This window comes from Longimicrobium sp. (assembly GCF_036554565.1).
GTDB lineage: Bacteria > Gemmatimonadota > Gemmatimonadetes > Longimicrobiales > Longimicrobiaceae > Longimicrobium.
This window is the reverse complement of sequence record NZ_DATBNB010000897.1, coordinates 1-14910: the sequence shown is the minus strand read 5'-3', so window position 1 is coordinate 14910 and position 14910 is coordinate 1. Positions and strand designations below refer to the sequence as shown.

The following is a 14910-nucleotide window of genomic DNA, read 5'->3' as shown; positions in this document are numbered from 1 at the left end:
TGCCCCGCAAGGATTCGAACCTTGAACCTCGCTTCCAAAGAGCGGTGTGATGCCATTTCACCACGGGGCACCTGACTCTCACCGAAAATTATCCCACCTCCCCAATCCGGTCAACCCGTCATGCGGGCTCCTCAGCGAGCGTCTCCGCCGCCCACACGCTCATCCCCAGTCCCCGCAGCCGCTCCATCGCCCCGCCCCGCTCCGCCGCGCCGTCGAACACGCCAAACACGGATGAGCCGCTACCCGCCATCAGTGCGACGGATGCGCCCGAGTCCCGGAGCGCGTCCACGGCTTCGCCGATCAGCGGGATCTGCTCGGTGACGACCGGCTGGAAGTCGTTCTCCGCGAGGGCGGCGACGGCGGACCAATCCGTCAACTGCTCGATCGGGATGGATGTGGATCGGGGTTCGTATCCCCCGCCCCGTTGCTCGGCCACGCGGCGGAAGGCATCCGGCGTCGCCATCGCCACGCCTGGATGTGCGATCAGGATCGGGCGCGTGTCGAGAGGAGGCAGGGCCAGCAGGCGCTCACCCCGGCTCCACGCCAGGGCCAGGGGCGAGCCGCAGAGAAAGAAGGGCACGTCGCTCCCGAGTTCGATCGCCATCTCCAGAAGCGCGGCGCGGTCGAACGGCTCGCCGTGGAGGGCGTTCAGCGCACGCAGCGTCGCCGCGCAGTCCGACGAGCCGCCTCCCAACCCCGCGGCGGAGGGGATGCGCTTGGTGAGATGGATGTCGACCGCCTCGGCTTCTCCCAACTCGCGGTGGAAACGCTCTGCCGCGCGAACGGCCAGGTTTCGCTCGGGCGGGCCGGTGTCCACGCCGCCGTCGACCACCAGGCGGATGCCCGGCGCGCCACGGCGGACGGTGACGGTGTCGGCCAGCGACACCGCGCAGAACAGCGTCTCCAGTCCGTGGTACCCGCTTTCCTCGCGCGCCAGGATGCGCAGGAAGAGGTTCACCTTGGCCGGTGCACTGATGGTGGCGGATTCAGCGCGTGCGGGCATGCGCGCTCAGCGCCGGGTCCGTTTCCACCGCCTCCTCCACGCTCGTCTCGCTGCGGCGCAGATCCCGCCAGCGGAGGTTGAGCCGCGCGGCGTAGTACACGCCCAGCCCCGTCACCGTAAACCATCCGCCCAGGTGGAAGCCGATGGCGAACGAGGCGGCGCGGCTCTTGTCCACCCCCCACAATCCCAGCCCCCACACGCTCGCAGCCTCGAACGGCCCGAAGAACCCAGGACCCGAGGGGATGGAGACAGCCAGCGCGATGCACGACTGCAGGAAGAGCGCGCCCACGTACCCCGGCTCATCGATCCCGAACGCGCGGAACGCCAGCACGAAAGAACCGGCGAGGAACGCCCACTGGAAGAGCGCCCACGCCACGGAGACGGCCAGCAACCGGGGATTCCGCAGCACGTGCAGCCCCCCCAGGAACGCCCTCAGCGCGTCCACGAGCGGCCGACGGAAGGCGGAGGGAAGGATGACCGCCATCCGTTCCGCGAGCGATGCGGCGCGCACGGGGAAGTACGCCATCCACACCAGCGTGGCCAGCAGCACGGCGGATACGGCCATCACCACGCGCACGGTGGCCTGCAGGTCTACCGGGCCGCCGGCCACCAGCTCCGGGAAGCCGGGCAGCGACATGGCGAGGAGGAGAAATCCAATCATCACCAGGCCGTCCAGCGCCCGCTCCAGCACCAGCGAGGCGAACGCGGCGCTCAGGGTAACGTTCGCCTGGCGCGCCAGCACCCACGTGCGGGCGAACTCGCCCAGCCGCGCGGGGAAGACGTTGTTGGCGCCGAAGCCGATGCATACACCCGCGATGCGCGGCTTCCAGCCGATCCCCGGAGCCACCGGGTCCAGGAGCGGCTTCCAGCGCATGGCGCGGATGTGCATTCCCACCGTCGACACCAGCACGGCCGCGCCCAGCAGCACCAGGTTCGCCTCGCGCAGGTGCCTCCAGACGTCCGCCCACTCCACGTCCTTGAGCGCCAGCCACAGGAAAAAGACGGTCGCCGCAACCCCGACGACCGTCTTCAGGTGCCTCTTCATCGATGCTGCCCCGTCACGACGGAGCCCCCATCGCCAGCTGCACCAGGCCGAACAGCTCGTCCAGCGCCTCGGTCAACGCCGGCCCTCCCTCTCCCGCGGCCAACTGCTCGATGCGGCCGCGGAGGGTGAGCGCCACGCGGAACGCGTCGGCGGGGTCGTAGAGCAGCGTTTCCACGGGAACGACGTCCTCCTCCGCGTCCGCCTGCGTCGATTCCACGGGCGGGTCGACGGGCGCGGAGGGCTCCGCCGGCTGCGCGGCGACGGCCGGAGCCGCAACGGGCTCCGCGGCGGGCGGGGGCGGCGCGCCCGGGAGTGCGTAGCGCAGGGTGCGCAGGGCTTCGCGCGCTTCGTCGGGCGTCGTGGACACGGCGACGCGCGTGGCGGCCAGGTCTGCGGCGGTGGACATCCCCGCTACGCCGTAGGTAGTCGCCAGCTCGCGCACGGAGGCCGCCAATTCCGCCACCTCACGCGCAATCCGCCCGAACCGGCGCGGGCGCGCGGGAAGGCTGGCCAGCAGGCCCTCGGCGCGGTCCAGGAATCCGGTGCCCTCGATGCGCAGGAACTGCTCGACATCAGGCGATGCCCCGCCGCCCTCTCCCGGAACCGGGGCCATCGGCGAAGACACCAGGTTGCCCACGCCGCCGTCCTCGAACAGCCGGCTGATGGGCACCACGTCGGTGTCCCCCGCGTCCTGCACGTCGTCGGCGCGGTCGCGCAGCTCGCGCATGCGCACCAGCTCGGCCGAGTCGCCCGGCGGCTCCCCGTTCGCCAGCGTGCGGCCGGCGGCATCCAGCGCATCGCGCGCGGCGCCAAGCAGCTCCAGCTCGGCGGCGCTGACGGCGGATGCGCGGCCCAGGATCTCGTGGGCCGCGTCCTCGATCCCCTCCAGCCCCTCCAGCACTGGCGCCAGCACCTCCATCCCCGCCACGCCACGAACGGGACGCATCCGCCGCAGGACCACGCGAAGCGGCTCGCGCGCCTCGGGGTTCCCGCGCAGCTCACCGAGCACGCGGTCCAGCTCGGCGACGACGCCGGTGATCTCGCGCTGCACGAAGCCGAACAGCTCGTCGCCGGGGGCACGCGGGCCGGTTTCGCGGCGGCCGCCCGCCACGTCGGTCCAGCGGTCGGCGGCGGCGCGGGCGCGCTCGTCGTCGGCCGCGGACCAGTCGGCGCCGAAACGGATCACCAGCGCGCGCAGGTCGCCGGCCGTGGCCCGGGCGCGGTCGCGCACCTCGGGCGACCAGGGGAGCGCGCCGTCGCGGATTGCGCGGGCGCCGTCTTCCAGCCGCTCCGCCACCTCGGCGATGGCCGTGGCGCCGGCAAGCTGGGCGCTGCCGCGCACGCCGCGGGCAAGCCGGAAGAAGCGCATGGGGTCCGGCCGCTCCGAGCTGGCCAGCAGCGCGTCGAGCTGGTCCAGGAACTCGCCGGCTTCCAGCGCGAAGTATTCGCTGAGCGGTTGGGCCATGGCCTTCAGGTTTCCGTGGATCGGGTCTGGGAGGTCAGCGGCGGGCGCGGCGGATGATTTCGGCCATGTCGCGCACCGCCCGCTCGATGCCGGTGAACATGGCGCGGCTGACGATGGAGTGGCCGATGTTCAGCTCCTCGATCTCTTCCACGGCCGCCAGGGGCGTCACGTTCTCGTACGTAAGGCCGTGGCCGGCGTGCACCGCCAGGCCCAGGGAGCGGCCCAGCGCGGCGGCGCGGCGCAGGCGTCCCAGCTGCTCGTGCCGCTCGGCGCCGCGCGCGTTGGCGTACTCGCCCGTGTGAAGCTCGATGGCGTCGGCGCCCAGTTCCAGCGAGGCGCGGACGGACTCGGCGTCGGGGTCGATGAACAGCGAGGTGCGGATTCCCGCGTCCTTCAGGCGCCGGACGGCCTCGGTCAGCCCCTCCCGCACGCCCTCGCCCGTAAACGTCAGCCCGCCCTCGGTGGTCACCTCTTCGCGCCGCTCGGGAACCAGCGTGGCCTGGTGCGGCCTCCACTCCTCCGCCAGCGCCAGCACGTCCGACGCGGCGGCCAGCTCCAGGTTCACCACCGTCCGCGCGGTTTCCATCAGCAGGCGAACGTCACGGTCCTGGATGTGGCGGCGGTCTTCGCGCAGGTGAACGGTGATTCCATCGGCGCCGCCCAGCTCGGCCAGCACGGCGGCGCGCACCGGGTCCGGCTCGTCGGTGCCGCGCGCCTGCCGCACCGTGGCCACGTGGTCGATGTTGACGTAAAGCCTCACTCCGCCCCTCCCAGCAGGTCCGCCAGCCGTGCCGCCGCCGCGGGATCGATGCCGGCCAGCCGCGCCAGCCGCAGGGCCTCCCGCCCGAGCAGGCAATATAACGGGCGCTCCGCCGCCGACAACCGTTCCAGGTGAAGCGCCACCGTCTCCACGTCGCCGCGCAGGATGGGCCCGGTGAGCGCCGCCACCGGCCCGCGCGCCTCCACGTTCTCCACCGCGCCCGCAGCCAGCGCCGTCAGGGCCGGGCGCGCGTCCCGGGCGTGCACGCCAGCCTGCTCCATCAGCCCCTCGGCCACGGAAAGCAGGGCGACCGCGTAGTTGCTGGCGAACACCGCCGCGGCGTGGTACGCCGGCTTCCCGCCCGGCGCAATCCGCAGCGACCGTCCCTCGCACGCTGCCACGATTCGTTCCGCCAGATCCAGCGCCGCACCATCGCCCTCCACCCCCCACGAAACTCCCACCAGGCGATCGGCCCCGTCCACCGGGTCGGAGATGGCGGCCAGGGGATGCACCGAGCCCACCGCGTGGCCAAGCGCGGCGAGCGGCGCCAGCACGTCCGTCGACCGGCTGCCGCTGGTGTGCACAACGGGGAGTTCAGGGGATGGATGAAGGGACGCGAGCCGGTCCGCCACTTCGGCGATGGCGCCGTCGGGGACGGCGATCACGATCCCGCTGATCCCCTCAGGCACGCCATCCAGCGCCGGGCGATACTCCGCGCCGGGGTCACCGAAGAGTGGATGGTCGGGCGCGGCTGGGCGCCGCCCCGTCACCGTCAGCCGATCGACCGCGCCATCACGGTGCAGCCGCAGCCCCAGTGCCAGCCCCGTCCGCCCCGCGCCGATGATCCACAGGTGGCGTAAAGAGTTACGGTCGTTTTCTTGCTCCGGCATCAAGCTTGACGGCACCAATCCTCGGCTCTACTGTGCAAGCATGGACTATCGCGACCGAATCACTATCGAGCCCGGCAAGCGTGGCGGGAAACCGTGCATCCGCGGCATGCGGATCACCGTCTACGACATCCTCGACTCGCTCGCGTGCGGGATGACGGAGTCCGAGATCCTGCACGACTTTCCGGAACTCGAGCCCGAAGACATCCGCGCGTCGCTTGCGTTCGCGGCTGACATTCCACGCAAGGTGTTGGGCGTCGCCGGGCTGTGAAACTCCTGTTTGATCAGAATCTCTCTCGCGACCTGATCTGGCGGCTCGCCGACGTGTATCCTGGGTCCGAGCATGTGCTCCGGCTAGGGATGTCCAGCACGGACGACTTCCGCATCTGGAAGTTCGCGGCCCAGGAAGGCTGGACGGTCGTAACCAAGGACGTGGACTACGCACACCTCGGGATGACGCTCGGCCCTCCCCCCAAGGTGATCTGGATTCGGCTTGGGAACTGCCGTGTCTCCGCATTGGAGGATCTTCTGCGCCAAGCATTCCCCGCGATCGAGGCGCTTCACGCCGACCCAGAACTAGCGGTATTGACACTGCCCCTTCAGATCGTCCCCTAACCCCAGCCGTAGATCTTCACGCCGCGCGTGCGCAGGCGGCCGAGCGATGCTTTCGACAGGCGCGCGCGGATGTGGATCTCGGCGCCCTTGTCCTCGCGCTCCAGCACCTCGCCGTCGCGGTAGATCTCCGCCAGCAGGCCCCCGTGCGACGACGACAGCGTCAGCCGCACGTCGGGGCGGATCTTCTGAAGCTCCTCGTGAAGCAGCACCCGCAGGGGCTCCAGGCGGCCCTCCTCCACCGTGCTGACGAAGATGGAGCGGGCGCTCCCGAACGACCGCTCGCGCAGCGCCTGCTCCTCGGCATGCGTCAGGCGGTCGATCTTGTTGAAGACGAGCACGGTGGGGCGCTCCGCGAGCCCCAGGTCGCCCAGCACCTCGGTGACCACCTCCATCTGCTCTTCCCACTGCGGATGGGAGGCGTCGATGGTGTGGAGCAGCACGTCGGCCTCGGCGGCCTCTTCCAGCGTGGCGCGGAAGGAGGCGACCAGGTGGTGGGGAAGCTTGCGAATGAACCCCACCGTGTCCGTCAGCAGCACCTCGGCGCCCTCGCCCACCTCGATGGAGCGCGTGGTGGGGTCCAGCGTGGCGAACAGCCGGTCTTCGACGAACACCTCGGTTCCCGAGATCCCCCGCAGGATGGACGACTTGCCCGCGTTGGTGTAGCCCACGAGCGAGGCGCGGAGCTGGCCCTCGCGGCTCTTGCGCTGCGTGGCGCGGGTGCGGGCCACGCGCTCCAGCTCGTCCTTCAGCCGGGTGATGCGGTGGTCGATCATCCGGCGGTCGGTTTCCAGCTGCGTTTCGCCGGGGCCGCGCATGCCCGGGCCGGAGCGCGACCGCGAAAGGTGCGACCACATGCGGGTCAGGCGCGGGCGCATGTACTGAAGCTGCGCCAGCTCCACCTGCGCGCGCGCCTCGCTGGTGCGGGCGCGGGTGGCGAAGATGTCCAGGATCAGCTCCGCGCGGTCCATGATGCGCGTGCCCAGCAGCTTCTCCAGGTTGCGCCCCTGCGCCGGCGAAAGCTCGTCGTCCATGATGATGAGCGTCGCGCCCGCCACCTCCACCCGCTGCTTCAGCTCCTCGGCCTTCCCCTCGCCGATGTAGAACTTGGGATGGGGCGAGTCCAGGCGCTGGACGAACGTGTCCAGCACCTCTACGCCCGCGGTGTCGGCCAGCCGCCCGAGTTCCTCCAGGTGCTCCTCGGTCACCTCGGCGGTCTGCTGCTTGGAGGGAGCGGCCACCAGAATGGCCTGCTCCACGGGCGCCGCCAGTTCGATCAGATCTCGCGTGGTGATGGTAGTCCCGTCGTGTAGAGGTTACAGGTCGTCGGGCCTGAGCCCCGTCGTAATGGCATCGTTTTCGATCCGGTCCGCGATGACATGCAACGCAAGCGCCTGAACCTTGGCGATCGCCTGCGCGCGGCTCTCTCCATACACCATCACGCCGGGAAGCGACGGCACCTCAGCGATCCATCGCCCGTCCGTCTCCCGCTCGATCAGGATCTCCGGTGCGTCGCCTCGATTGCGGGACCGAGGGATCGCATCGCCGAATTCCTCAGCGATGGCAATCCACGCTTGAATCGCGTTCTCAGCGTTCGCGCCTGCTTCTTCGCGGGACGATCCGTGTGCCATGCATCCGGGTAGTTCAGGCACGCGGGCGACGAATGCATCGTCGGCATCGCTCCAGCTGACGTCGATCTCGTAGCCTGCCATCACCGGCTCCACGTCCAGCGTTTTTACCGCCCTCCGGACCACTCCAGCCCGATCATCACTGCGCGGCCGGGGGCGGCGAGGCTGCTGATGTCCAGGTAGTCCGCGTCGGTCGCGTTCTGCACGTCGGCGAAGACGCGGATGGCGCGGATGTCGTACGAGGCGCGCGCGTCCAGCCGCAGATACGCTTCTTCGCCCACGCGGCGCGCGCGGCGGCCGAGCAGCGACACGTTCAGCCGGTCAGCGAACGTCCGGCGCGCGCCCAAGGTGACGTTCTCCATCACCGGCCTTAGCGCGGACTTGCTGGTGAAGCCATCGGCCGCACCGGTCGTGAACGATAGCCACGTGCCGGTCGCGCTCCACGCCACGCCGAGCGGTCCAGCCCACGATGCCTCGGCCTCGATGCCGCGGAAGCGCGCGTCCTCCACGTTCCGCGTGCGCCAGGGCTGGTCGGCGGCCCCGTCGGGCTTGGCCCAGTCGATCAGCTGGTCCGAATGGCGGACGAAGCCCGCGAGTCCCAGCCGCACGCCGCGAGCCACGAACGCGCTGGCGCCCACCTCGGCGCTCCACGACTGCTCAGGCTTCAGGTTCGGATCGCCCACGTTCGCGGGATCCTGGTAGTACCGCTCCGTCCACGTAGGGGCGCGGAAGGCCCGTCCTGCCGATGCGCGGAGCCGCACTCCCTCCGAGGGCCACCACGCCGCGGCGGCTGACGGCGACCACTCCGTCCCGTAGCGCTCGTGCCAGTCCGCGCGCATCCCCGCCGTGGCGGAAAACCGTCCCCCGCGACCAGCCGCGGCCTCCACCAGCGCAGCGGCCCGCTGCTCCGCGCGGTCACCCAGGCGTGCGCTTTCCAGTTCGTCGCTGAACCACTCGGCGCCCCCAGCCAGCCGCAGCCCACGGGGCATCCGCCAGCGCGCCATCACCTCGCCGCCCCAGCGCAGGTTCGTGTGCTGGTTGCGGTAGAACGACGGGTCGGCGCGCCGCAGGACGAAGTCGTCGGCGTGCCGCCGCACGCTCAGCGTGGGCTCAACCGCGAACCGCGCCTCGGGAGCCGCGCGCAGGGCCAGCGTTCCCGTCGTGGTGCGCGTCTCCTCGTACGATGGGAACGGGCCGTAGAAACCGTCCGCGCCAAAGTCGCGCGCCGCGTGCCCCGCGTCGGCGTTCACCGTCCATTGGCCCACCGGCATCGAGAGCGCCAGGCGCCCGCTGCCCACCTCGTAGTCCGTCCCCGCGCGATGCCCGTCCGACCGCTGCCACTCGCCGCCCACGTCCGCCCGCACCCGGCCGACGTGCGTCGCGTACGAGAGCGCGGCCGAGCGCGTGTCCCACGATCCCGCCTGCGCGCGCGCCCGGGCACCCGCGCCCTCGCGCCGCGTAACGACGTGGATCAGCCCGCCCACCGCATCCGCGCCGTACAACGCCGACGCCGGCCCACGGACGATCTCGATGCGCTCCACCTGGTCCAGCGGCACCGTGAGGTTGAGGTCGAAGTGGCCGGTCTGCGCATCGCTGGCTCGAACTCCATCCACCATCACCAGCACCTGCTCGAAGGTGCCGCCGCGCACGGCCACGTCGGCCAGCGCGGGGGAGCGCGGCATCACGTCCACGGCCAGCGCCCACTCCAGCACGTCGGCGACGGTGCGGGCGGGGAGCGCGCGGATCTGCTCGGCGGTAATCACCTCCACACCACGCGTGGCGGCCACCAGCTCAGCCGCGGCGCGAGACGCCGCCGTCACCTGCACCGTGTCGAGGGGAACGGTCCGGGCCTGCGCCGGGAGCGCGGCCGGAAGGAAAAGAAGAGGAACGATCAGCGAACGAGCACGCATCAGCATCTACCAGGACGACAGCCGCCGCCGGGCGACGGAGCCTGCGGCGGCGATAAGGCTTGTGAGTGGCGGGAAGATAGATGGCGGCGAGCGGAGGGGCCAGCGGGCACTGCTCAGAGTTCGCCCGCGTCGCGAAGCGCGGCCTCGTACAGCCTACGTTTGATTCGGAACGCGACCGTACTGGTCATCTCATCCAGCACCGGCTTGAGCGCTGGAATCAATCCTTTCTGCTTCGCTTCAAGTAGAACGCCTAGTACTCCGGTAATTGGGAGGCCGAGATCTATAGCGATTCTACGAGCACGGCGCTCGTCAATGAGGAGAACTTCGGCATGGCTTTCCTGGGCTAGGCTGATCGCCTCCGCCTCCCCAGGACCAACCTGCTTCAGTAACTCCGCCACGCATAGGCGATTCACGACGGGAACGGCTCGGATCCACGTTGCAGACGCAACCTCGCGAGCACCGGGGCGGCCATCTCTCACCACCTCGCTCCAGACCGCCTGCGGAACGAGTACCTCTCCGTAGAGAGTGGCCAAGAGTGAGATCCGGCCCACCGACCCCATGGCGATCAGCGTGGACGAATCGCTGACGACGATCACAACCGGCCCAGCCGCCGCAACGTCGCGATGTCCTGTTCAAAATCGTCGACATCCAGGGTTAGCGGGATGTCGCGATTCGCCAGTAGGTGCATGAACGCCATGCGATCCATCCGGCCGAACCTGGCGGCCTGCTCGATGGTCAGCCGCTCCTGCTGGTAGAGCAGAAGCGCCATCTCGACGACCAAGTCTGACTCTGTCATCCCTGCCGATCGGACGAGATCGTCCGGAACCGCAACGTTCATCACTCCTCCCGGGTCACAATCGGCCAAGTTGCGATCGGACGATGATCACGCGCCCTGCTCGTACGCCCGGATCGCGGCAAGATCCTGCTCATACGCGGCGTCATACGGGATGGCGACGCCGCGGCTCGCGAGCAGGTGCTGGAACGTCACTCGCCCGACCCCGGAAGAGTCAGCCGCCCAGCCCATCGAGACTTTCTCGCGTTCGTAGAGCATGATTGCGAGTTCCAGCCGGAACTCGTCTTCCGTCATGTGCGTTACGAACAGCACCTCGTCCAGAACCGATCCACCCATGTCTTCCCCCTCGCGTCCAGACCGTACGATCCGCAAATCTACACGCCGGCCAGCTCTTCGCCAACCTTTTCCCATGCGGCGTAGCTTTCGGCCAGCTCGGCGGTCAGGCGGTCGCGCTCGGCGGCGAGGGTCTGGGGTCGCGACGGGTCGGCGCCGGCGGCGTACAGGGCGGGGTCGCCCAGGGCCCTCTCGATCTCGCCCACGCGTTCCTCGATCTCGGCGATGCGCGCCTCCAGCTTCTGCATCTCGCGCTCGCGGCGGCGGATCTCGTTCTTCGACATCGCGCCGCCCGCGGACGGCGAGCCCGCGGATGCTCCCTTCGGCTCGGCGGCGCGGGCGAGCGTCGCCGTGGCCGCCGATTCGGACTTGCGGCGCGCACTCCACTCCAGCCACTCGTCGAAGGTGCCCGGGTAGTCGACGAAGCGCCCGTCCTCGTACGCCCACACGCGGGTGGAAATGGACGAGAGCATCGCGCGGTCGTGCGAAATGAGGATCACCGTGCCCTCGTATCCCTCCAGCGCCTCTTCCAAGACCTCGCGGCTCTCGATGTCCAGGTGGTTGGTGGGTTCGTCGAGCAGCAGCAGGTTGGCCTTCTGCAGCGTGATCTTGGCGAGCGCCACCCGGGCCTGCTCGCCGCCGGACAGGTCGCCCACGCGCGCCTCCTGCTCATCTCCCGAGAACAGGAAGCGGCCCAGGTGGCTGCGCAGTTCGGTAAAGCTGAGCGACGGCGCCGCTTCCGCCACCTCTTCGCGGATCTTCCTGTCGGGGTTCAGGTGCGTGAAGTCCTGGCGGTAGTATGCCGGCCGCACCCCTGTGCCCATCGTCACCGAGCCGCGCTCCGGCGGCGCGACGCCCGCCAGCACGCGCATCAGCGTCGACTTGCCGCAGCCATTCGGGCCGACGAGCGCGATCCGCTCCGCCCGGGAGACCTCCGCGCTGAACGGCGAGAACAGCACGCGCTCACCATATGCGCACTGCACGCCGTCCACCCTCATCACCACCCCGCCGCTGCGCCCGCCCGACGCGAACTGCAGCCCCATCGCCTTTTCGTCGCGCCCCACCGCGGCCACGCGCTCCAGGCGGCCGAGGAGCGTGCGGCGGCTCTTGGCCTGCTTGGTTCGCGTGCCGGCGATGAACTTCTGGATGAATGCCTCGGTCCGGGCGATGTGCGCCTGCTGCTGCTCGAACTGCTTCCGCTGCAGCTCGCGCCGGGCCTCGCGCTGGTCCAGGAAGCTCTCGTAGCCGCCGGTGTACGGGTAGGCCGTCTGCTCTTCCAGGTGCAGGACGTGGTCCGCGAGCCGTTCAAGGAACACGCGGTCGTGGGAAACCACCATCACCGTCCCCGGATAGCCGCGCAGGAACTCTTCCAGCCACTCGGTGGAGCGCAGGTCCAGGTGGTTGGTGGGCTCGTCCAGGAACAGGACGTCAGGCTGGGCGAGAAGCGTCTGCGCCAGGCGAAGGCGGCCCAGCTCGCCGCCGGACAGGGCGCGGATCGGCTTTTCCCACGTGTCCTGCGGAAAGCCCAGCCCCTCGAGGGTGGCGTCGGCGCGGGAGCGCATCTCGTAGCCGCCGCGGCGCCGGAATTCCTCGACGTGCCTGTCGTACGACTTCAGCAGGCGGCTCGCCTCGGCCGGGTCGGGCTCGGCGCCCAGTTGCTCCAGCTCGCCCGCGATGCGCCGCTCCATCTCCACCAGGTCGGCGAAGGGCTCCAGCGCGGCCTCGTTCACCGTGGCGGCGCTCTGCTCGCCGCGGTTCTGCTTGAGCAGTGTGAAGCGCAGGCCGGGATGGCGCCACACTTCGCCCTCGGTGGTTTCCTCTTCACCCGTCATCGTGCGGAAAAGCGTGGTCTTCCCGACTCCGTTGCGCCCGACGATGCCCCACCGCTCGCGCTCGGCGACGGTGAACGAGACGTTGCGGAAAACCCAGCGGTCGCCGTACTGCTTGCCCGCGTTCTGCAGCCGGACGATGGTCATCGGCCCCCGAGAACCATCACCGAGCCCGTCTTGCGGAAGGGCACCTCGCGGCTGCTTCCGGCCGCGCGCACCCGCACCGTGCCGTTGGCGCGGTAGCTGATCTGCCCGGACCGCAGCACCGAGCGGAAGGCGTCGCCCAGCTCGGAGTAGCGGAAGTCGACGGGCACCTGCACGGTACGCGTCTGGCGCGCGCCCACCTCGATGCGCTCGCTGTAGGTGCCGCTGCTCATCCGCTGCCAGGCGTTTTCGTTGGCGCTGTCGCGCGGCGCGCGGATGAAAAGCTCGTAGCGCAGGTCTTCGGCGCGCACGCCGATGGGGTTGGGGTTGGTCACGCGGACGTTCACCAGCACCGTTCCGCCCGTAAGGCCAAGGCTGCCGATCTCCACGTTCTCCAGCTCGATCTCGGGACGCTTGAAGCCGGTGCACGCGGCGGATGCGAACGCCACCAGGGCGAAGATCGTGAGGGTCAGGGTACGTCTGGTCATCGGGTACTGCTCCCGTCGTAAGTGAGATTTCGACAGCCCGTTCTGGGCTGGTGTCGGCGCATTCGGGCGGGGTGGCCCCTCCCCGGGCCCCTCCCCCGGCAAACTGCGCCGGGAGAGGGGAGAACTTCACACCGGATACGGCTGGGTCGGCGCATTCCGTGGCCGCCCCCTCTCCCGGCCTCTCCCCCGCAAACTGCGCGGGAGAGAGGGGAACTTCGGTCCGGGTTCGACTGGCTGCCTCGCGTGCCGCGGGAGCCCCCTCCCCCCGGCCCCCGTCCCCCGCTGCGCAGGGGAGGGGGAGACCTGAATTGCGCTTCGGCTGGTTCGGCGCATGCCCAGGCCGCCCCCCTCTCCCGGCCTCTCCCCCATAAACCCCATGGGGGAGAGGAGAATTCGAGTGCGCTCCGGCTGGCCACGCGCACTCGACTCGCTCCCTTCCCCCGCGCAGTTTGCGGGGGAAGGGTTGGGGATGGGGGGCGCCCGCCCGAGCACCGGGCCTGCCTGCCCACACCTCGACCCGGTGTCAGCGCGGCCGGGCGACGGTTCCGTCCAGCGACGGTGAGCGGCGCCAGGCCGCCCAGTCCTCGCCTTCCAGCATCCGCCACTGCGCTCCCGGCTGAAGCATCAGGCCCCGGCTGCACCATGCGCCGACGAAGTCCAAGTCGTGGCTGCTCAGCAGCACGGCGGCTCCCTCGGCGCGGCGAGCGTCCAACTCCGTGGTCAGCCGCTTGGCGGAGGTGCGGTCCAGTCCGTTCAGCGCCTCGTCCAGCAGGATCGCCCTGGGGCCGTGCAGCAGCGCGGCGATGATCGCCGTCTTGCGCCCCATCCCCTGCGACAGCTCGCGGCACAGCGTGGATTCCGCGCCCGCCAATCCGAGCAGTTCCAGCAGCCGTGCCGATTCCCTGCCGGCGTCGCCCGCATCCATCCGGCGCGCCGCCGCCACGAACTGCAGCATCTCGCCCACGGTCAGCTCCGGGTACAGGAACGGCTGCTCGGGGACGAATCCCATACCCTGCGCCGCGGCGGCGAGGTCCGTGAAGGGGTCGTGCCCGCACAACCGCACCGTGCCGCGGTCCGGCAGCCGGTCGCCGGTGATGCACCCCAGGAGCGTGCTCTTTCCCGCGCCGTTGCTCCCCAGCAGCGCCACCGCCTCGCCCGGCTGAAGCGCGAAGGTCACGCCGTCGAGCACGTCGCGCTTGCGATACGCTTTCCGCAGCCCGTCCACGGCCAGCGGCGCAGATCGGTCGCGCATCATCGCCCCGCCGCGGCCAGCGACGCCGCCGAGCCCACCGCCGCGCTCGCCGCCGCGGCCAGCAGCCACATCCATCCACTCGAATCGGGCACGATCAATCCCCAGGTGATCCCCACGCATGCCGCCAGCGGCAGCCCCATCCCGAACGCCGCGGCCCAGCGCCCCAGCAGCCGGTCGCGGGCCGTCAGCCCCGCTGCGCGGTCCATCCACCGCATTCCGCCGCGCTCCAGCCGCCCCAGCCCGATCAGCGCGGCGGCGTGCATCGCCAACACCAGCGCTCCCGCCCCCGTCACCCATCCCTGCACCGCCGCGCTCTCGCCCGCGCGGAGGAGCGCCAGCACGCAGATGATGGCAACCGGCCAGGTGATGCGCCCCGCCCAGCGGAACCGGCGCGACACCACGGCGGCGTCGCGCGCCCGCACGGCGCCCGCGCGCTGCGGCAGCACTCGCGCCAGCCCGCGGCCGATCACCAGCCCGGCCTCGCCCGCGCGCGGCGGCGGCGCGTACGCCATCTCGTTCGCCTGCGGGCCGAACCGCGGCAGCGCCCGCGCGAATCGTCCGGCGCCCAGCCAGGCGAGCCCGAGCGCGGCGGCGGCGAGCAGGGCCGTCCACGCGAGGGGCGGCAGGGCGCTCACCAGCACCAGCCGCGCCGCGAACGCTCCCGCGACCACCGGCGGCAGCGGCGCCCACACCAGCGGCCCGGCCGAGACAAGCTCCGGATCGGGTCCCATCATCCGCGACGTCAGCTCCACCCGCCGGCC

The 14910-nt window shown here is 70.7% G+C and carries 17 protein-coding genes and 1 tRNA gene; 2 read left to right on the top strand and 16 right to left on the bottom strand.

What is annotated here, in order from left to right; translation table 11 throughout:
- The 6 genes from VIB55_RS25100 to VIB55_RS25075 form a co-directional block, all read right to left on the bottom strand.
- Window positions 1-70, bottom strand: a tRNA-Gln gene (locus VIB55_RS25100).
- A gap of 48 nt (window positions 71-118) precedes the next feature.
- On the bottom strand, window positions 119-1003 hold the full coding sequence (ispE, locus tag VIB55_RS25095; RefSeq protein ID WP_331879437.1) for a 4-(cytidine 5'-diphospho)-2-C-methyl-D-erythritol kinase: 885 nt from the start codon (window positions 1001-1003) through the stop codon (window positions 119-121).
- Window positions 987-2048, bottom strand: coding sequence for a lysylphosphatidylglycerol synthase transmembrane domain-containing protein (locus VIB55_RS25090; RefSeq protein ID WP_331879435.1), 1062 nt, complete (start codon window positions 2046-2048; stop codon window positions 987-989). Before VIB55_RS25090 ends, ispE begins: the two co-directional genes overlap by 17 nt.
- 13 nt (window positions 2049-2061) lie before the next feature.
- A complete protein-coding gene (locus tag VIB55_RS25085) occupies window positions 2062-3513 on the bottom strand; it encodes an Hpt domain-containing protein (protein WP_331879434.1) in 1452 nt (483 codons plus the stop codon).
- Between the two features lie 34 nt (window positions 3514-3547).
- Window positions 3548-4273, bottom strand: coding sequence for a pyridoxine 5'-phosphate synthase (locus VIB55_RS25080; RefSeq protein WP_331879433.1), 726 nt, complete (start codon window positions 4271-4273; stop codon window positions 3548-3550).
- Complete coding sequence (locus VIB55_RS25075) at window positions 4270-5163, bottom strand: Rossmann-like and DUF2520 domain-containing protein (protein ID WP_331879432.1); 894 nt, start codon at window positions 5161-5163, stop codon at window positions 4270-4272. The genes VIB55_RS25080 and VIB55_RS25075 overlap by 4 nt, the downstream gene beginning before the upstream one ends.
- Window positions 5164-5203: 40 nt before the next feature.
- Here VIB55_RS25075 and VIB55_RS25070 point away from each other — a divergent pair, with 40 nt between their 5' ends.
- Window positions 5204-5431 carry a DUF433 domain-containing protein gene (locus tag VIB55_RS25070; protein WP_331879431.1) on the top strand — a complete coding sequence of 76 codons (228 nt, stop codon included), beginning with the start codon at window positions 5204-5206 and terminating at the stop codon, window positions 5429-5431.
- Window positions 5428-5775 carry a DUF5615 family PIN-like protein gene (locus tag VIB55_RS25065; protein WP_331879430.1) on the top strand — a complete coding sequence of 116 codons (348 nt, stop codon included), beginning with the start codon at window positions 5428-5430 and terminating at the stop codon, window positions 5773-5775. The genes VIB55_RS25070 and VIB55_RS25065 overlap by 4 nt, the downstream gene beginning before the upstream one ends.
- Here the strand turns inward: VIB55_RS25065 and hflX are convergent.
- The 10 genes from hflX to VIB55_RS25015 form a co-directional block, all read right to left on the bottom strand.
- The gene (hflX, locus tag VIB55_RS25060; RefSeq protein ID WP_331879429.1) at window positions 5772-7031 is read right to left on the bottom strand and encodes a GTPase HflX; all 1260 of its coding nucleotides are present in this window, start codon (window positions 7029-7031) and stop codon (window positions 5772-5774) included. The two genes, VIB55_RS25065 and hflX, sit on opposite strands and share 4 nt — an antisense overlap.
- A 57-nt stretch (window positions 7032-7088) precedes the next feature.
- A complete protein-coding gene (locus VIB55_RS25055) occupies window positions 7089-7484 on the bottom strand; it encodes a type II toxin-antitoxin system HicB family antitoxin (protein ID WP_331879428.1) in 396 nt (131 codons plus the stop codon).
- 23 nt (window positions 7485-7507) lie between these two features.
- Window positions 7508-9310 carry a TonB-dependent receptor plug domain-containing protein gene (locus VIB55_RS25050; RefSeq protein WP_331879427.1) on the bottom strand — a complete coding sequence of 601 codons (1803 nt, stop codon included), beginning with the start codon at window positions 9308-9310 and terminating at the stop codon, window positions 7508-7510.
- Window positions 9311-9423: 113 nt separating this feature from the next.
- Window positions 9424-9906 (bottom strand): DUF3368 domain-containing protein, encoded by a 483-nt coding sequence (locus VIB55_RS25045; protein ID WP_331879426.1) that lies wholly within the window; start codon window positions 9904-9906, stop codon window positions 9424-9426.
- Window positions 9903-10148 carry a UPF0175 family protein gene (locus VIB55_RS25040; protein ID WP_331879425.1) on the bottom strand — a complete coding sequence of 82 codons (246 nt, stop codon included), beginning with the start codon at window positions 10146-10148 and terminating at the stop codon, window positions 9903-9905. The genes VIB55_RS25045 and VIB55_RS25040 overlap by 4 nt, the downstream gene beginning before the upstream one ends.
- A gap of 45 nt (window positions 10149-10193) precedes the next feature.
- Window positions 10194-10439 (bottom strand): UPF0175 family protein, encoded by a 246-nt coding sequence (locus tag VIB55_RS25035; protein ID WP_331879424.1) that lies wholly within the window; start codon window positions 10437-10439, stop codon window positions 10194-10196.
- Window positions 10440-10477: 38 nt separating this feature from the next.
- Window positions 10478-12412: an ABC-F family ATP-binding cassette domain-containing protein gene (locus VIB55_RS25030; protein ID WP_331879422.1), complete on the bottom strand. Its 1935-nt coding sequence runs from the start codon at window positions 12410-12412 to the stop codon at window positions 10478-10480.
- On the bottom strand, window positions 12409-12897 hold the full coding sequence (locus tag VIB55_RS25025; RefSeq protein ID WP_331879421.1) for an LEA type 2 family protein: 489 nt from the start codon (window positions 12895-12897) through the stop codon (window positions 12409-12411). Before VIB55_RS25025 ends, VIB55_RS25030 begins: the two co-directional genes overlap by 4 nt.
- 523 nt (window positions 12898-13420) lie before the next feature.
- The gene (locus VIB55_RS25020) at window positions 13421-14149 is read right to left on the bottom strand and encodes an ATP-binding cassette domain-containing protein (protein WP_331879420.1); all 729 of its coding nucleotides are present in this window, start codon (window positions 14147-14149) and stop codon (window positions 13421-13423) included.
- A partial coding sequence (locus VIB55_RS25015) for a hypothetical protein (RefSeq protein ID WP_331879419.1) occupies window positions 14149-14910 on the bottom strand: 762 nt, incomplete at its 5' end. The genes VIB55_RS25020 and VIB55_RS25015, both read right to left, overlap by 1 nt.